Origin of the sequence: Veillonella denticariosi JCM 15641 (genome assembly GCF_002959855.1) — a bacterium.
Classification (GTDB): domain Bacteria; phylum Bacillota; class Negativicutes; order Veillonellales; family Veillonellaceae; genus Veillonella; species Veillonella denticariosi.
Genome location: NZ_PPDB01000001.1, coordinates 250,628 through 268,241, shown reverse-complemented (window position 1 = coordinate 268,241; position 17,614 = coordinate 250,628). Strand labels below are relative to the sequence as shown.

The window sequence follows — 17,614 nt, the reverse complement described above, 5'->3', positions numbered from 1 at the left end:
CAAATAAATTATCTTTCATTTAACTTAAATATGTCTATTTAAAAATAATATCTACTTAATATATCATTTATAATACACAATTTCAAATGATTATGAAACTACAGGGAGCCCACCATGTTTACCAATCCATACGAAGCACCGGACAAACTCGCCACAGGTGGTCACATAACAAAAGAAATCAATTCAGTAACCGTTTTATTCGATGACATTCACTATTCCCTATCTAGCGGGCACTTAAACGGCGGTTTTCATCATACATTGGCCGTACGGAATCAGCAACTGACATACCAGATCGAAACAGAAAAGGATTTGCCCGGCGGATCCGTATCAAATTATTTAGCCCGTGAATTCGAACATATCGACACACCCGTCCATTTCAGTACCGCGCTGCTCACGTCGGCCGATATGATTTACCACGCGTATGCAAAAATAGAGGAACGCGACACCATCGTCGAAACAATCGTAACCGCCGGGTATGACAAAACGGCCCACCGCGCAGGCACAGGATATTGCTACGAAGAAAAAAACGGCGTATTCACAACGCCCGGAACAATTAATATCCTGATTTTTACAAACAAGGCGCTGACGGATAGCGCCATGGTAAAAGCGATCATGACCATCACCGAAGCCAAGACGGCAGCTATACAGGATTGGCGCATAGAAAGCGTACGTCGCCATCCATTTATCAACGAAGATATACCGGATGCCATTACGCAAGAACATTTTACCTCCGCTACAGGCACGTCAACAGACGGAATCATTCTCACCATCGATACAAACGGAGATATTTTAACCGATGCGGGATCCTTTTCGCTCTTTGGCGACACCTTGGCCAAAGCCGTCTACGTAGGCGTGCAACGAGCCTTACAGAACGGAACGGATTTAATTTCTACTAATTCCGATTAACGAATAACTGAAGATAGATTCATGAATAACTGAAGGTGAATTTATAAACAACTGCAGGCAATTCATGAATACATCAAACCAACTGAATATATACTAAGAAAAAACCGTACATCTAGGCGATTGAGATGTACGGTTTATTGCATATAAAACTGTCAGATATATTATGAATCTATAAAATGAATTTCAAATTAATATTCATGAAAATATTCTTGTAATGTTTTCAGGTGTTTTGTTTTCGTAAGACCTAACATCAATAAGATACGTGCCTTTTGTGGACTCAAAGTGTCACTCACCAAATAACCTGCCACTGCATCTTGCGGCACGGCGGATACCATTCCGCTGCCCGTCCTGGACGCACGCACAATCGGAAAGGACAGGTTTTGCGTAATCTGCCGCACATTTTGAGGAATCGTACCATGTCCGAGACCGACCAGAATGAGTCCGTCCGGATTAGTCGCAACCACGCTGAGCGGCACCATATCATCCATGCCGCCATAGCAAGTCAAGATAACCACGCGCGGCAATTCTTCACAATCGGTCACATCAAATATAGATTGATTCGTATGACGACGCGTAGACGTTCTATAATAATATGCCTTACCATCCTGAACTATGCCCAGATGCCCCACTAACGGACTGTCAAAGGTTGCTACATTGGTCGTATTCCGCTTTGACACGTCACGAGCACCGTCAATATATCCGTTGAGTACGACTAAAACACCTTTACCTATAGATTCCGACGTGCGTGCAACCTGAATGGCCTGCAACAGATTAATAGGTCCATCAGCACTGATAGCCCCTGCCGGTCGCATGGAACCGGTAATCACAACAGGTTTATCCGTATGTACAGTCAAATTGAGGAAATACGCCGTTTCCTCCATGCTGTCCGTACCATGTGTGATAACAACCCCGCTGATATCATCCCGGTTTACCAGACGCTGCACCACTTTTGCCAATTTAATCCAGTCTTTAACGGTAATATCCGAACTTTCAATATTGCTGAACTGCGTATATGCATAAGGGCCATACGGTTTTGTACCCGGTACAGAGGCAAGGATTTCATCAAGTCCTAAAACCCCCGGTGTATACCCTGTCAAATCCGTATCTGACGCTCCTTGACCGGCAATAGTACCTCCGGTAGCGATTAAGGCAATTTTAGTATCCATAATTCCTCCATGATTACCATCTATATAACTACTTTTCAAAGGGATTGAAAGCCGGCATCAATTCCAATTTATGTCGGTTAATACGGTTCAGATAATCAATACGTTCCTTTGTTTCTATATCATCGATATCACCGCTCCGAATATATCGATCTAAAACGGCATAGGTAAATCCCAGCTTATCCTCGTCGGATTGTCCGCTAAGGCCGTCACTCGGTATTTTATCCACCAAATACGCCGGAATATCCAGCAGACGCCCTATTTGACGGACCTCCTCCACTACCAGGTGAGCCAGCGGACTGAAATCCCCCGCGCTGTCCCCGAATTTTGTAGAGTATCCCACATAGTCCTCCGAACCGTTACAAGTATTGGCAATGCGCGCTCCATTCGGCAAATTCTGCCCTATGGCATACAACGTGGCCATGCGCAATCGGGGCGGCATATTAATCAAGGCATCCCTAGATAATTCCGTCCGTTTCGTAACAGAGCTGAAATGTTCGCCCTTAACAATCGCAGATGTCAATGCTTTATAGGACTCTCCGATATTCACCACTACATAGGGAATGTCCAAGTGCTTCACCACCGCTCTCGCATCGTCGATATCGGACTGCACGCCGTTCGGCATGAGAACCCCCACGACGCGATTCGCACCGAGGGCCTCTTTACAGAGCGCCGCCACAATCGTCGAGTCTTTCCCCCCTGAAATGCCTACTACGGCACTACACTGAGGTCCGTTCTGCTGAAAGTAATCTCTGATCCATTGAATCAGAGCCTTCTTCGTAGCCTCTGCATCTTTTAACATAAGACCTCCTATTTCTTACGGCCAATACGATTGAGTAAATCCATCTTCATATGATAGTAATCAGGACTCATATCTAGATAGTGACGATGCGGATTTTCAAAGCGCTGTTCTTCCTGCCAGATTTCATCATGCAGCTGTTTTTGAACATACGCGCGAATTTCCGTCAACGACGGTAAATCGATTAACAGCTTTCCGTCTTTAATAACGAGTTGCTGCATCTCTTTAAACGTACAATGCTCAAAGTACAACTCGCGCCACGGTTGCTCAGGATCGATATAGCGATACGGTTTTTCCGTATTCGGCACTTCCTCGGGCAACGTCAATAATTCCGCAATAGCACGGCCCTGCTCATTATATACGCGATACACCTTTTTTAGTCCCGGATTCGTAATCTTCTCAACGGACTCGGATACCTTGATACGAGGTTCCCAACGACCGTTTTTTTCAATGCCTACAATTTTATACACGGCGCCGAATACGGGATCACTCTTAGATGTGATAAGTCGTTCCCCTACACCGAACATATCGATAGGGCCGTCCTGACTCAACAACGATGTAATCGTATATTCGTCAAGGCTGTTGGATGCCACGATTTTACAGTCCGTAAGGCCCGCATCATCAAGAATTCGCCGCGCCTGTTTCGCCAGATACGCCAAATCCCCCGAATCGAGGCGAATGCCTTTCAACCGATGGCCCATAGGCTCTAACACGTCCTTTGCCACCCTGATGGCATTCGGTACACCGGAATTTAACACATCATACGTATCGACAAGGAATATCGCATTATCCGGATATAGTTCCGCGTAGGCTTTAAAGGCCTCATATTCAGAATCATAGTACATCACCCAGCTATGGGCCATGGTCCCGCTGACGGGAATACCGAATTGCTGTCCCGCGAGGACAGTTGCCGTAGAATGAACCCCTCCGATGTAAGCAGCCCGTGCACCGTATACGGCGGCATCCACATTATGAGCGCGCCGGGCTCCGAAATCCGAAACGATGCGCCTGTCCGCAGCACGGACAATACGGTTTGCTTTTGTCGCTATAAGCGACTCGTGATTCATCATCGCCAATACGGCAGTTTCTATAATCTGTGCATCGATGAGAGGTGCCACGACAGTTATAACCGGTTCATTAGGATAAATGATGGAGCCTTCAGGAAACGCATACACATCGCCGGTGAAAGAAAAATCTTTCAGATATGATAAAAATTCTTCACTGAATATGCCCTGTTCCCTAAAATAAGCAATGTCACATTCATCAAAATGCAAATTTAAAATATATTCAACAATCTGCTCCAATCCGCCAAAAATAGCAAAGCCGCCCTTATCCGGATTACGACGAAAGAACACATCGAAAGCGACCCGATCCGTATTCGCCTGTTTTCTATAATAACCATGAGCCATGGTCATTTCATAAAAATCCATAAACATACTGATATTACGACGTTCGTGCTGCATCAGTTCACCAACCTTCTGCTATGCAATAGATATAAGTACGCACCGATAATTCAAATCTCACGTATACGTTTATTATACATTATAATCGGCATATAACCAGTATAATTATGATTGGATGATTCATATTATGTTATATGCTTAATTTTTATGATATCCAATTCATGCATATGCAACCTGATTCACTTATTACGCTCATATATACCGCCATCATTATAAATCATTCATTCAATGGTAAACTATGCTAATAATCATTCTTATGATATAACTATATATATACAATATATACTATCGTATAAATCATTTCGGCTTTGTGAAAGTAAGTATAAAGTGCAGTATATTATCCACTGAAAAGATTTACTGTATCTTTCAATATAGCTCAGCCGTATACTGATGTTTATTCATACTGAAATAAGAATGAGAGGTACCACTATGGAAACAATCGTTCAAGCCAAACGAGTATTAGAAATTTTTAAAGACATGAGCCAAATTCCTCGTGAATCAGGCAACGAAAAGGCTATCAGCGATTATATTGTAAACTTTGCAAAAAACTTAGGTCTTGAAGTACAGCAAGACGACCTTTACAATGTAGTCATAAAAAAACCGGCTTCCCCGGGCTATGAAAATCGTCCATCCGTTATCTTACAAGGCCATATCGACATGGTCTGTGTAAAAGACCACGACTCAAGCCACGACTTTTCAAAAGATCCTATCGCTAACATCATCGAAGGCGAATGGATGCACGCCGACCACACCACGCTAGGTGCTGATAACGGCATCGGCGCGGCGATGATGCTCGCCGTTATCGAAGACGATGCACAGCAACACGGTCCTATGCAGTTACTATTTACCACAAATGAAGAAACAGGTATGGACGGCGCCTTCGCCATTAAAGAAGGACAGGTCACAGGCGATTATCTGCTCAACCTCGATACGGAAATAGAGCATGACTTCACCGTAAGTTGCGCGGGCGGTTGTCATATACATGTGAGCATTCCCCTCTTGCGGGAAAACAATCTGCAAGGATATGATGCGGGCTTATCCCTTGCCGTAACGGGACTTAAAGGCGGTCACTCGGGCATCGAAATCATTGAGCAGCGCGCTAATGCCAACCAGGTCTTAGCACGTGTCCTCTATGATTTACAAAAACAATATTCTATCAATTTAGCTTCTTTCACGGGCGGCGTAAAACATAATGCCATCCCGTCAAAAGCCGTAGCGGAATTCTCCGTCCGTTCCGAAGATGTGGAAGCCATCAAAACATTGTTGGAGTTCCAGGAAAAACAATATCAAAATGAGTACTCCGTACAGGATCCGGACCTCAAATTTTTCATTGAGGACATTCCTGCACCAAAGGTAGTCTATGCGGATGACACGTCGGAAGCCCTCCTCTCCTATGTATACCTCGCTGAAGACGGCGTTCATTCCATGAGCAAAACCATTCCGAACCTCGTGGAAACATCGGACAATATCGCCATCGTTCGCGAAAATACTCATACCATTGAGGTATTGATTTCCATCCGCAGTTCCAACGGTAACAGTCTCGATTATTTAGCGAAGAAAATGTTATTGTTAGCCAGCGCCCTCGGTGTATCCGCTACTCGCACCGGCGGGTATCCTGCATGGGAATACGATAAAGGATCAAAACTGGAAGAACAGGCTATCTCCTTATATAACGAAATGTCCGATACACCGGCGAATGTAAATGCGATTCATGCCGGACTCGAATGCGGTCTGTTAAAAGGTGTTTTACCAAAAACACAAATGATCAGTTTCGGCCCTACCATCGTTAGTCCACACACACCTCAAGAACGAGTATTTCTCCCATCTGTGGAACGTGTATTCATTTACCTCAAAGCATTATTGGCAAAATTGCAATAATTATATAATTAAATATTTATTCATACAGGCGTATGCATTCATATATACATGATGAGGCATACGCCTTTTTCTATACAAATATTTATGAAATCATTGAATATATACCAATATACTCATATAAAGCATATAATTATTATATTTTAGATAAACACTTTTACCATCATGTCATTCATAAGTATGCATATACCCATAGGAGTATTTTATATGTTATTCTATGGGTGTATACTGTGTTTACATTATTCAGGAGGTGCATATGATTCCCATTGTCATCATATCCGGTTTTCTCGGCTCCGGGAAAACAACATTTTTACAACATATCCTAAAAGAACACAAAACGACTGATAAAGTCCTTATTATAGAAAACGATTTCGGCGAAACCAGCCTCGATGCGGTCCACCTGGCACAAACGGGCGCCACCGTACAGGAAGTCACATCAGGTTGCATCTGTTGCAGCTTGCAGGGAAACTTTCGGGAAGCCCTCCTGCTCGACATCATCAAAGACGACTCTATCGATATCATATATATCGAACCATCCGGTGTAAGCAAACTCAGCGAAATTCTACAGACCTGTGAAGACGAGGATATCGCCGAAAAGGCATATGTCCATGCAGCCATAACTACGGTCGATGCCATGCAGGCACCGATGTTCATTAAAAACTTCGGGCTCTTCTTCAAGGATCAAATCACGCATAGTGATGCCATATTCCTGAGTCATACCGCAGACAGTCGACAAACGGACATAACAAAACACATGATTGACGAATTGGCACCACACACACCGATTCACGAAGAACCTTGGGATACATTGACATTACGGGACTATATCAATCGGCTCCACCACGGTCACAATGAGGAAACGCTGCATGATCATCATCACTTTATGAGCCATACATACAGGAATTTACGTAATCTCACCACGCTGCAGTGGAAAACCATCATGGAAGGAATGCCCGATACGGTATTGCGCGCCAAGGGCATTGTCCCGACGGCAGATGGGCCTCGTGAAATCCAGTACGGTACTCATTACTGTACGCTGAGCCCGACAGAGTCCACCGATTACAGTCTCGTCGTTATCGGTACCGATTTTAATGTACCCATGGTCCACAACGAAGTGTGTGAATCATGATTTCCGTTTATATTGTCATGGGCTTCATAGGGTCCGGTAAAAGTACGCTTATCAATGAACAGTTACAGCATCGTAAGAAGCTGGGCGGCACCGCCCTCATTTCTGCCGAGGAAGGCTCCACCAAACTTATCAAAGAGCCGCTCGTATTGGATCCCGACCGATTAAGTGCCATCAATCCGTTCCAACAGAAATCTTATATAGATATCAGTAAAACAATCGCAACCTACCTCGACAAGGTACAACCGAAAGAATTATGGATCGAATGGAACGGCATGCTCGGCTTTCACCAATTAGAAGCCCTGTTATACAGTAAAAATTTACGCGACAAGGTACGCATAGAAAAAGTACTGTACCTTTGTAGCGACGCATTTATATCCACGATGCTGCCCGCCTTAGGTGCCAATGCTGAAAGCCAGCTTTACAGCGCCGACATTATCATTACTGAGTCGGATCAACATGATGATATGCTGCATTCTTATAATCCGGATGCCCACATCATCATAAGGCCGACAGCAAAAGATGTGGAACGGCTATGCAGAAAAAACACATGGGGCCTGATTCCGAACCTGCTCATTATGGCCCTTACCGCTTATATCCTGATAGTCACCGTTTTCCGGCACGATGTCCCCTATTCCGTTCATCAATGTTTCGCCATAATAACAGGACTTATCATTGAAGCCATACCGTTTCTATTGTTAGGGACCATTGCAGCTACAGGCATACGTTTTTTCGTGCCTCAACGCATATTATTAAAACTTTTAGGCGGCCATTCATGGAAAAGCTACGGCACGGCCATGATGAGCGGACTCGTTTTACCCGTCTGCGACTGCGCTATAATACCTTTGTTCAAGGCGTTAATTGATCGGGGCGTACCTCTATCGGTAGCGATTTTATTCATGCTCGCCAGCCCTATCATCAATCCGATCACCATACTGTCCACATGGTATGCATTTCCGGATAATCCGATGATAACTGTATGGCGTATTTTGCTCGGCCTCGGCGTAGCACTCATCGTGGCGTTATCATTTCGATACCGCCCGCCCGCACTGTCAGAGCTAAAGGGTTCAAAACAGAACGGCCAGAACTTCATATACGAAGCCTTGAGTCTTTCTTTCGCCCCATCAGGTATTCAAGAAACCGTTCATAACGACAATACCGGCACTACAATAAAAAAACATTCTTTAACCAAAAGAATATTCAGGCAATCAGCTGTATCTCCCAAGATCCTATTACTTCATATGGAGCGCGAATTTACACAATTATTGTTATATTTTTCCATCGCTGCCGCTATCGTAGCCGTCTTTCAGGTTTACGGCAAACCGCTTCTACTCAGTGCAGGCATCACATTACCGGATATAGCGACTATTCCGGTACTATTATTGGCAGCATTTCTATTCTCCGTATGCTCCACATCGGACGCCATCATCGGGAAGACCTTAAGCGGACTCTTTCCACTGGGCGCCGTCATGGGCTTTCTCATCTTAGGCCCTATGATGGATATAAAAAATGTATACCTGCTACGACAATACGTTCCGGCCGCGTTCATATGGCGTCTCGCATTGACCCTCGTCATTACAACCGGTCTTACAGCACTGTTATTTCTAAAGTTAATTCAGTAATCTTTTATATCAGAAAATACCAATAAATTTTCTATATCAATAGTTATTATATAGTATCGGTTCTGCATCATTAAGGAGATGATTATATGTTTTCAGAACTATCAACCAGAGATCGCTTTTCCATCGTGAAAGGTCTGCTCTATGCCACGCTGGGTATTGCCTGTATCTATCTCATCGTGACAGGTCGTTATTTAAACTATGTGGCTCCGCGCTATGAGTTATTGCTCGCCCTCAGCGGAATCGCTCTTATCCTAGGGGGTATCGTCACCGTCGCATGGGCCCCTCAACGCCGGTACAAACACAATTGGCGTACTGTTGTACCTATCGTCATTCCTCTGATGCTGCTCATCGTGCCGCCTGTTCTCGTTCCTACCGCACAAGTTCAAGGCTCCGCTCGCATCAATGACGACACCAATAATTTTGATTTCAGCAGCGACGATATAGGTGAGGTCATTACGATTAATAATGAAAGTAAAGAGCCGGGAATTTCAAAAGATAAAAAAGAAATCGTTTTGAACTCGGATAATTTCTATCAGACGATTGTCAAAATGGGTTCTAACGCCGAACAGTATAAAGACTATACCGTATATATGACCGGCTATGTAAACCGCGATGACAATACGTTAAAAAATAATGAATTCACCCTATCCCGTATGGCGATGACCTGTTGTATCGCCGATATAGCACCGGTGGGAATGACAGTCCATAAAGAAAATGGAGACAGCTTCCAGAACGATCAATGGGTATCTATTGAAGGTAAAGTATCCACGCGGGACTTCCATGGACGACAACAACCGTATATAGAAATTCAAAAAGTGAAAGCAGCGGAACCGATTCTAGGTTACGTATATCCATAAAAAATAAACCACCTCTAAAGCAATCTGCCGGCACATTATCGGCCAGGCAGAGTCTTAGAGGCGGTTTATTTTAATGAACGGAATAATCGCGATCAGATTCTATCTAAAAGCCATAATTAAATTTTATCTCAGAACTGCAATTCTTTCACAATTCGTTTTCCAAGGGATGCGGCCACAGCACACAAGAATAAATCGGGGCCTACCGGGATCAAGAAACATGTAAGGATAACAGCTTCAACACCAATCGGTTTGCCGAGATAGAAGTTCATAATGAAGTATAAATAAATCATACCGAGACCATACACAATAAATAGATTAATAATGGCCCCTACCAACAACCGTTTAAAGGATAACACCTGCATGGATTCTGCAATACGGCCTACAGCATAGGCACCGATCATAAATCCTATCAGGTATCCGAATGTAGGTTGCAAAACATATCCGGGACCACCACCGGATGTAAAAACAGGCACCCCGATGAGTCCTAAAGCAATATAAATTCCTACGCTGATAGCACCTAAACGGCTACCGAGGACAATGCCGGCCAAGGTAGTAAACAGAATCTGCAATGTGAAAGGACAATTCGGCAACGGCACCCGTATAAAGGCCCCTACTGCAATCAACGCCACAAATAAGGCTGTCATGGTCAGCTGACGTGTACTGATTTTAGATGGTTTCGAAACGGTAGAACTCATGATATACCTCCATTAACGACTTCAGTGTAAAAAAATACAACCGATCCAGCGCACGTCTTCACTTGTCATCGATGTACATCATGAAAACTATGTGCTAAACAAACTACTAACTATTTGTATTAAATCACTTGTATTTTTAATTGTCAACTACACTTCTATCGATTTCGGTTGACTATAGTAATATTCAGTTATAAAATCGTTAATAACAGGACTTGTTATAATGTATTATTTATATATAGTATTCAATATATCATTATCAGGAAAATTAGGTATCAGTAATAACTAAAAGATATGGAGATATTTATACAAAATTTCCCGTTACTTCATCTTATTTTCATTCAACGCCATTAAATTATGTATCAGTAGATTGAACAAAATCTACTTTTACAAAACCGTAATATATTACCTTGATTTTTGGTATTCAGGAGGCATTACTATGAAAAATGTTAAGAAATTATCAAAGGTATTATGTGCATTAGGTGTTAGTACAGTATTATTGGCCGGTGCAGTTAGTGCCGCAAATCATGGCGCATACAATAACCGCAGCAATTGGGACGGTGTCGGCAGTGTAACTCCTTCCAACCAACAGAATTCCTCTGTTGATTACATGGGTGCCGTAACGACATTCCACCAATATTTCCCTAATGCTACAGTGAAATCGATTTCCTATGACGCAAAACACAACCCTTACTATGAAGTAGAAGGCTTCTCCGGCAACCGAGAAGTTGAATTAAAGGTTGATGAAGCGTCCGGCCAAGTCATTTCAAAAGAAGCTAAAAAATATGGCTCTTCCAAATCTAACAAAACTTTCAACGTTCAAAACATTATCATTCCGGAAGTAGCGGAAACTAAAGCTATCGAAAAAGTAGGTAGCGATTTCCAAACAATGGAATGGACTGTTGAACGCGAAGGCGGCAGAGTAGTATACGAATTCGACATGACTACTGGCGGCGGTAAAAACGCTGAAGTAAAAGTCGATGCTACTTCCGGCCAAGTATTGAGTGCAAAAGTAAAAAACACTAAATACTAATTCCAATTTAAAGTCTAGGGGAGCAATTCAGACCCTAACCACTCTCCTGGACAAACACTATATATAACACACATACTATACACACTGTATCCTTTGGATACACTCTCTCACACACTAACAACCTGTGACACACACCACAGGCTCTCTAAGTCTACGTACATGTAGACAAACATTTGACTTATGTCCACACACCGTAAGTCAAATAACACTATACTCCCTTTCAAAAAGAACCTTGGATCATTGATCCAAGGTTCTTTTATTACATTCAATTATACTTTATCCAAAGCTTGTGCCAAATCTTCGATGATATCATCAATATTTTCAAGGCCTACGGATAAACGAATCATATCAGGTGTAACACCGGCAGATTTCTGTTGCTCTTCGTTAAGCTGAGCATGTGTAGTAGATGCCGGATGAATAACAAGAGATTTCGCATCCGCCACATTTGCCAGGTTGGAGAAAATATCCAATGCATCAACAAATTTGATGCCCGCTTCCTTGCCGCCTTTTACGCCGAATGTAAAGACAGCACCGATTCCTTTAGGGAAGTATTTATCCGCCAAGGCTTTATATTTACTGTCCTTTAACTCAGGATAATTGATCCAGGATACTTTAGGATGTTTACTCAAGAATTCTACGACTTTACGAGTGTTTTCCACATGACGTTCCACGCGCAAGGATAATGTTTCAATGCCTTGTAGGATTTGCCAGGATGCCAACGGGGTAATGCAGGCGCCTGTATCACGCAATAACTGAGTGCGGACTTTCACGGTGAAAGGAATCGGCAAATCACCGTACACTAAACCGTTATAATGTTCATCCCCTTCCACAAAGCCAGGATAGCGCCCGGATGCTTTATAATCAAATTTACCGGACTCTACGATAATACCCGCCAAGGTCGTACCGTGACCACCAAGGTATTTAGTCGCCGAATGAATAACTACGTCTGCACCGTGTTCAAGCGGACGGAACAAGTATGGAGATGCAAATGTATTATCTACGATTAAGATTACGCCGTGTTTGTGAGCGATATCCGCTACCGCCTGCACGTCAATCAAATTGATACCGGGGTTACCGATTGTTTCAATATATACGGCCTTTGTATTATCATCGATAGCCGCATCAAATTCATCTAAATTATCCGAATTAACAAACTTTGTAGTGATACCGAAGCGAGGTAATGTTGCAGTAAACAGATTATATGTACCGCCGTACAATGTGGAGGCAGCCACAATATTATCACCTGTGCCCGCTACGTTTTGAATAGCATAAGTAGCCGCTGCGGAACCGGATGCTACCGCAATACCGCCTGCACCACCTTCGAGTTGTGCCACGCGAGCATCCAGCACATCCGTCGTAGGATTGCCGAGACGACTGTAAATTGCGCCCGGATTTGTTAACGCAAATCGGCCTGCCGCTTCCTCCGCATCCTTAAACACGAAAGATGTAGTCTGATAAATCGGCACCGCCCGAGAACCTGTAGGATCTACCGTATGACCCGCATGTAATTGTAAAGTTTCAAATCTGTATTGTTTGCTCATCGTAACAACTCCTTTATATGTGATAACTATCTCATCTGTTTTTATACCCAGTATAGTACTATGCTTTAAAAATTATGTCTACTATTTTTTACAGCACCTTCTCCATAACTTAAAACTATGGGGCACTCCCTGACACCCTCTTATACCTCTGAGAATTTTAGGTACCTATAGTTAAAAGACACAAAATTAAAACCAATGGCTTCTCAAAAACGACTTTCCGATTCCCCAATCGATAATATGTAGGCGTCTATTTTATTCCTAAAATAAAAAAGCCCCTGAACGGGTTTCAAAACGACTTGGCGGCCTCGCGTAGCGAGGTGGATGGCCTTGGAGGCTTTGAAGCCCGTTCAGGGACTCCTAACATTCTATAAGATTAAATATAGGCGCCTAAATTTTTATCGCGCTCAAACTTCATTTTCTGTATTTGTTCAATAATATACGGTGTTTCCTGATATACATAGTAATTGAGCCAATTCGTAAACAGCAATGTGCTCACCGAACGCCAACGCACAACAGGCCGCTGTTTTGGATCATCATCGGGAAAATAATTTTCCGGTACATCAATTTTCAAACCTTTTTTGATATCCCGCACATATTCCCGATTAAGGGTATCCCAATCATACTCGGCATGACCGAACACAAAAATATGTTTATTATCAAGACTACGGACTATAGCGGCACCGGTCGGTTCAGATCCGGCCAATAATTCCAATTCACGATTATCCTTAATCTGCTGCAACGATACCGTCGTATGACGGGAATGAGGCATCCAGAATTTTTCATCAAATCCGCGCATTAATACAGGTTGATCATTATAAATATCATGCTCATACACACCGAACAGCTTTTCATCCATGACGAATTTATTGATACCGAAATGATGATAAAGACCGGCCTGTGCCCCCCAGCAAATATAAAAGGTGGAATAAACGTGTTCTTCACCCCAGTCCATAATTTCTACGAGTTCAGACCAATAATCCACCTCTTCAAAAGGCATCAGTTCTACAGGGGCGCCAGTAATAATCATACCGTCAAAAAACTCATCCTTCACTTCATCAAAGGTTCGATAAAATGTTTCCAAATATTCTTCATCCGTATTTTTAGATTTCCTCGATGCCGTATGTAGCAATGTCAGATTTACCTGCAACGGGCTGTTACTGAGAGCACGCAAGATCTGCGTTTCCGTAATTTCCTTAGTAGGCATCAAATTGACAAGCAGAATATGAAGAGGACGAATCTGTTGATTTTCCGCTCGCTCCGTATCCATAACGAAAATATTTTCCTGAGCTAACTTCGTAATAGCCGGCAAATTTTTTATCACTTTAATAGGCATAATATCACCCCTAGGCTTTATACAATTTAAAAACCTTTTTTCTCATAAGCTCTTCGCAATACATCGAGGCCTTGTTCCAAGGTCTTTCTCGGACAGGCTACATTAATCCGCTCAAAGTTCTCGCCGTCAACCCCGAACATGGATCCTGTATCAAACCACAGTTTTGCATCATTCACGATCCATTCGTCCCGTTCTGCAGGGCTAAGTGGCAGTTGAGAACAATCGAACCACATGAGATAGGTCCCTTCGGGTCTATACATGTGAATCTTAGGCATATAGCTTTCAAAATAATCGATAGTAAATTGAATATTCCCTTGAATATATTCCTTCAATTCATCAAGCCAAGGGGCCCCAACCTTATACGCTCCTTCACAGGCAACAATGCCCATCGTATTTAACTGACTGTAACCGACACGATCGATTTCCTTGATAAAACGTCGGCGCAACGAATCATTCGGAATAAAAATATTGCTCACCTGCAAGCCTGCAATGTTAAAGGTTTTACTCGGCGCCGTACATACAATACAATGCTCCGCATACACTTCACCCAGTCCGGCAAATACGCGATGTGTATGACCGTTCCACACAAAATCAGCGTGAATTTCATCACTCACAATAATCACATTATATCTGATACAGATATCGCCAAGACGTCTTAATTCCTCTTTAGTCCATACGCGTCCCACCGGATTGTGAGGATTACACAAGAGGAATAACGTAACATGTTCCTCAACGATAGCGCGCTCAATACCCTCAAAATCGATGGTATATTTTTCATCACCTTTTATAAGAGGTACATTGATGAGCCGTCGATCATTATCATCAATAACCATACTGAAAGGATAATACACCGGTTGATTGATGAGGACACCGTCCCCTTCCTTTGTGAAAGCGCGAACTGCCATTGCCAAGGCGAACACGATTCCCGGCGTCTTCACAAGCCATTTAGCTTGAGGAGTCCAGTTAAAACGAGATGTAAACCAGTGCTCCAACACATTCCAATATGAATCATCCGTATCCGTATATCCAAATACGCCATGATTTACACGGTCCAACAAAATTTGTTTCAACTCTGAAGGTATCTCAAAGTCCATATCCGCCACCCAAAACGGTAGGATATCCGCCGGTTTTCCCCGCTGCACAGCGAAATCGTACTTTAGCGACTTCGTATGAGTTCTATCCAAGATTTGATCAAAATTATATCGTCCCATCTAAACTCCTTTTACTTTTTAAAAGCTTGCGCTAAATCAGCAATCAGATCATCCGTATCTTCAATCCCCACAGACAACCGCAACAATCGACGTGTAATGCCTTTACGCTCCGCATCCTCCGGCTTTAAATCCGGATGTGTCTGCGTTACTGGATATGTCAACAGAGATTCCGTCCCGCCGAGACTTTCAGCAAATTGAATCAACTCGATACCTTCTAAGACGGTCTTCGCCGTTTCTTCACTATCTACCTCGAAGGACAACATACCGCCAAAACCTGTTGTCTGTGATTTATTGATTTCATACCCCGGATGTTCAGGAAGCCCCGGGAACAATACCTTGGTCACCTTCGGTTCGTTTTTAAGCCATTGTGCAATGGCAATGGCATTTTTCTGATGCTGTTCCATACGAAGCGCCAATGTTTTTACACCGCGAATAACGAGCCAGCTGTCCATAGCGGATAAGCAGGCGCCTACCGTTTTATAAATCAGCCGCAACTTTGCCGCGATTTCATCATCTTTCACAATCGTAAATCCCGAAATAACATCATGATGACCGCCGATGAATTTTGTTCCGCTATGAATCACGATATCCGCACCCAAGGTCAACGGCTTCTGGAAATAAGGGCTCAAAAATGTATTGTCGATGATAACCAGTGCATTTCGTTCATGTGCCATCGCACACAATGCGCGAATATCGGTGATTTCCATCATCGGATTTGTCGGCGTTTCAATATATACCGCCTTCGTATTCGGTTTGAAAGCTGCTTTCACAGCATCAAGATCGGACGTCCCCACATAGGTAAATTCAATGCCGTTCTGTTCATAAATATTTGTAAACATGCGGATGGAGCCGCCATACAGGTCATCCCCTAATATGATGTGGTCTCCGAAAGAGAATAAATGGAATACAGCGTCCACCGCCGCCATCCCCGAGGAAAACGCCAATGCATCCGTACCTTCCTCAAGACCGGCGATCAATTGTTCCAATCGATTCCGTGTGGGATTCGACTCACGCGTATATTGATATCCTGTTGTATCCCCTAATCCGGGATGGGAAAATGTACTGGACATATAAATTGCAGGGGAAATCGCACCCGTACTATCCGGTTTGCCGCCGCCATGAACGCATTTCGTATTAAACTTCATTCCAATCAACTCCTCATATTCGTATACAATATGTTAATTATAAAAGTAGACTGCGAGTAAGGTCAACAAAAATGGGCGTTCATCGGTGATGAGCGCCCTTAAAAGTCATATCTATTTTGAATGGGTTGTCATAACTAGAAACTAAGACGAGCTCGTTTCATAACAATCAAAGCCAGTATAATTCCCAATGACGCTGTGACAAGCTGAGGCCAACTAGCTACGAACAACATGGTGTTAACGCTCTTTTCAGGGAATGAGAATAACGAAAAGAACATCGAGTATCCGCCAAAGAGTACCCCCGCTTTCACAATGGCACCTACGACGACAAGTAATATCTTGGGTTTATGCTGTAACCAGTAAACGGCAAATACATAGGCCGACGTGCCAAGCCCCGTGATCAGGATAAACGGCGGAAACGGTAACATACCTTGCAAGTAAGCCACCACCGGTGCAATCCAGGCTATAACGAGGCCGTTTTTCCAACCGTAACGCCATGTCGCCAATACAAATGTAGCCGACGTAATCGTTCCGATGAGGAACATGCTCACCGTATTAGGAATAAACGGGAAAATAAGACGCAAGCTTTGCGCCAGTAAAGCAACGGCCAATAATAAACCTGTGCCGGTTATAGACTTTGTGGACATAAAAAAACACCTCCAACAGAAAGTACAGTTTGGATACTTACCATTACACTATCAATATATTGATTTTATTAGATTTGTCAAGTCTTACCATTTTAGATAAAAATAAGCCGGCATATGTCTATCTAGCGACTTACGTAGGATAGAGCGCATATCTCAAAGCATAATAGTTATTAACAGATACTAAACTGTGAGTAATTATATATC

The 17,614-nt window shown here is 43.1% G+C and carries 15 protein-coding genes; 6 read left to right on the top strand and 9 right to left on the bottom strand.

Annotation, left to right across the window (positions count from 1 at the left end):
• The first annotated feature begins 114 nt into the window (after positions 1-114).
• Positions 115-906 carry an adenosylcobinamide amidohydrolase gene (locus VEHSUH05_RS01290; protein ID WP_105090501.1) on the top strand — a complete coding sequence of 264 codons (792 nt, stop codon included), beginning with the start codon at positions 115-117 and terminating at the stop codon, positions 904-906.
• 188 nt (positions 907-1,094) lie between these two features.
• Here VEHSUH05_RS01290 and VEHSUH05_RS01285 read toward each other — a convergent pair whose 3' ends face one another.
• From VEHSUH05_RS01285 to VEHSUH05_RS01275, 3 genes are read right to left on the bottom strand one after another with little or no spacing between them, the layout of a single operon-like run.
• Positions 1,095-2,072 carry an asparaginase gene (locus VEHSUH05_RS01285; protein ID WP_038118260.1) on the bottom strand — a complete coding sequence of 326 codons (978 nt, stop codon included), beginning with the start codon at positions 2,070-2,072 and terminating at the stop codon, positions 1,095-1,097.
• A 28-nt stretch (positions 2,073-2,100) separates the two neighbouring features.
• Positions 2,101-2,871 carry an NAD(+) synthase gene (nadE, locus tag VEHSUH05_RS01280; protein ID WP_105090500.1) on the bottom strand — a complete coding sequence of 257 codons (771 nt, stop codon included), beginning with the start codon at positions 2,869-2,871 and terminating at the stop codon, positions 2,101-2,103.
• A gap of 8 nt (positions 2,872-2,879) precedes the next feature.
• Positions 2,880-4,331, bottom strand: a complete 1,452-nt coding sequence (locus VEHSUH05_RS01275) for a nicotinate phosphoribosyltransferase (RefSeq protein WP_105090499.1) — start codon at positions 4,329-4,331, stop codon at positions 2,880-2,882.
• A 429-nt stretch (positions 4,332-4,760) separates the two neighbouring features.
• On the opposite strand from VEHSUH05_RS01275, the gene VEHSUH05_RS01270 reads away from it, so the two are divergent.
• The 4 genes from VEHSUH05_RS01270 to VEHSUH05_RS01255 all read left to right on the top strand — a co-directional run bounded on the left by VEHSUH05_RS01270 (position 4,761) and on the right by VEHSUH05_RS01255 (position 9,811).
• The gene (locus VEHSUH05_RS01270; RefSeq protein WP_105090498.1) at positions 4,761-6,209 is read left to right on the top strand and encodes an aminoacyl-histidine dipeptidase; all 1,449 of its coding nucleotides are present in this window, start codon (positions 4,761-4,763) and stop codon (positions 6,207-6,209) included.
• 253 nt (positions 6,210-6,462) lie between these two features.
• Positions 6,463-7,335, top strand: coding sequence for a CobW family GTP-binding protein (locus VEHSUH05_RS01265; protein ID WP_054673936.1), 873 nt, complete (start codon positions 6,463-6,465; stop codon positions 7,333-7,335).
• Positions 7,332-8,954: a permease gene (locus tag VEHSUH05_RS01260; RefSeq protein ID WP_105090497.1), complete on the top strand. Its 1,623-nt coding sequence runs from the start codon at positions 7,332-7,334 to the stop codon at positions 8,952-8,954. Before VEHSUH05_RS01265 ends, VEHSUH05_RS01260 begins: the two co-directional genes overlap by 4 nt.
• Before the next feature lie 86 nt (positions 8,955-9,040).
• Positions 9,041-9,811, top strand: a complete 771-nt coding sequence (locus tag VEHSUH05_RS01255; RefSeq protein WP_038118275.1) for a TIGR03943 family putative permease subunit — start codon at positions 9,041-9,043, stop codon at positions 9,809-9,811.
• Positions 9,812-9,939: 128 nt separating this feature from the next.
• Here VEHSUH05_RS01255 and VEHSUH05_RS01250 read toward each other — a convergent pair whose 3' ends face one another.
• Positions 9,940-10,506 (bottom strand): biotin transporter BioY, encoded by a 567-nt coding sequence (locus VEHSUH05_RS01250; protein WP_038118278.1) that lies wholly within the window; start codon positions 10,504-10,506, stop codon positions 9,940-9,942.
• 436 nt (positions 10,507-10,942) lie between these two features.
• On the opposite strand from VEHSUH05_RS01250, the gene VEHSUH05_RS01245 reads away from it, so the two are divergent.
• Positions 10,943-11,536, top strand: a complete 594-nt coding sequence (locus VEHSUH05_RS01245) for a PepSY domain-containing protein (RefSeq protein ID WP_054673938.1) — start codon at positions 10,943-10,945, stop codon at positions 11,534-11,536.
• Between the two features lie 269 nt (positions 11,537-11,805).
• On the opposite strand, the gene VEHSUH05_RS01240 is transcribed toward VEHSUH05_RS01245, so the two are convergent.
• The 5 genes from VEHSUH05_RS01240 to VEHSUH05_RS01220 all read right to left on the bottom strand — a co-directional run bounded on the left by VEHSUH05_RS01240 (position 11,806) and on the right by VEHSUH05_RS01220 (position 17,410).
• Entirely contained in the window at positions 11,806-13,077 is a 1,272-nt protein-coding gene (locus VEHSUH05_RS01240) for an O-acetylhomoserine aminocarboxypropyltransferase/cysteine synthase family protein (protein ID WP_105090496.1), read from the bottom strand.
• A gap of 373 nt (positions 13,078-13,450) precedes the next feature.
• Positions 13,451-14,410 (bottom strand): homoserine O-acetyltransferase MetA, encoded by a 960-nt coding sequence (metA, locus tag VEHSUH05_RS01235; RefSeq protein ID WP_105090495.1) that lies wholly within the window; start codon positions 14,408-14,410, stop codon positions 13,451-13,453.
• A 26-nt stretch (positions 14,411-14,436) separates the two neighbouring features.
• The gene (locus VEHSUH05_RS01230) at positions 14,437-15,621 is read right to left on the bottom strand and encodes a MalY/PatB family protein (RefSeq protein ID WP_105090494.1); all 1,185 of its coding nucleotides are present in this window, start codon (positions 15,619-15,621) and stop codon (positions 14,437-14,439) included.
• Positions 15,622-15,632: 11 nt separating this feature from the next.
• Positions 15,633-16,766: a trans-sulfuration enzyme family protein gene (locus VEHSUH05_RS01225; RefSeq protein WP_105090493.1), complete on the bottom strand. Its 1,134-nt coding sequence runs from the start codon at positions 16,764-16,766 to the stop codon at positions 15,633-15,635.
• Between the two features lie 134 nt (positions 16,767-16,900).
• A complete protein-coding gene (locus VEHSUH05_RS01220) occupies positions 16,901-17,410 on the bottom strand; it encodes an ECF transporter S component (RefSeq protein ID WP_105090492.1) in 510 nt (169 codons plus the stop codon).
• Between the last annotated feature and the right edge of the window lie 204 nt (positions 17,411-17,614).

Bases quoted from the DNA above. Each gene is read 5' to 3' on its own strand.
- VEHSUH05_RS01290 (WP_105090501.1), top strand. From the start codon at position 115: ATGTTTACCAATCCATACGAAGCACCGGACAAACTCGCCACAGGTGGT.
- VEHSUH05_RS01285 (WP_038118260.1), bottom strand. From the start codon at position 2,072: ATGGATACTAAAATTGCCTTAATCGCTACCGGAGGTACTATTGCCGGT.
- nadE (WP_105090500.1), bottom strand. From the start codon at position 2,871: ATGTTAAAAGATGCAGAGGCTACGAAGAAGGCTCTGATTCAATGGATC.
- VEHSUH05_RS01275 (WP_105090499.1), bottom strand. From the start codon at position 4,331: ATGCAGCACGAACGTCGTAATATCAGTATGTTTATGGATTTTTATGAA.
- VEHSUH05_RS01270 (WP_105090498.1), top strand. From the start codon at position 4,761: ATGGAAACAATCGTTCAAGCCAAACGAGTATTAGAAATTTTTAAAGAC.
- VEHSUH05_RS01265 (WP_054673936.1), top strand. From the start codon at position 6,463: ATGATTCCCATTGTCATCATATCCGGTTTTCTCGGCTCCGGGAAAACA.
- VEHSUH05_RS01260 (WP_105090497.1), top strand. From the start codon at position 7,332: ATGATTTCCGTTTATATTGTCATGGGCTTCATAGGGTCCGGTAAAAGT.
- VEHSUH05_RS01255 (WP_038118275.1), top strand. From the start codon at position 9,041: ATGTTTTCAGAACTATCAACCAGAGATCGCTTTTCCATCGTGAAAGGT.
- VEHSUH05_RS01250 (WP_038118278.1), bottom strand. From the start codon at position 10,506: ATGAGTTCTACCGTTTCGAAACCATCTAAAATCAGTACACGTCAGCTG.
- VEHSUH05_RS01245 (WP_054673938.1), top strand. From the start codon at position 10,943: ATGAAAAATGTTAAGAAATTATCAAAGGTATTATGTGCATTAGGTGTT.
- VEHSUH05_RS01240 (WP_105090496.1), bottom strand. From the start codon at position 13,077: ATGAGCAAACAATACAGATTTGAAACTTTACAATTACATGCGGGTCAT.
- metA (WP_105090495.1), bottom strand. From the start codon at position 14,410: ATGCCTATTAAAGTGATAAAAAATTTGCCGGCTATTACGAAGTTAGCT.
- VEHSUH05_RS01230 (WP_105090494.1), bottom strand. From the start codon at position 15,621: ATGGGACGATATAATTTTGATCAAATCTTGGATAGAACTCATACGAAG.
- VEHSUH05_RS01225 (WP_105090493.1), bottom strand. From the start codon at position 16,766: ATGAAGTTTAATACGAAATGCGTTCATGGCGGCGGCAAACCGGATAGT.
- VEHSUH05_RS01220 (WP_105090492.1), bottom strand. From the start codon at position 17,410: ATGTCCACAAAGTCTATAACCGGCACAGGTTTATTATTGGCCGTTGCT.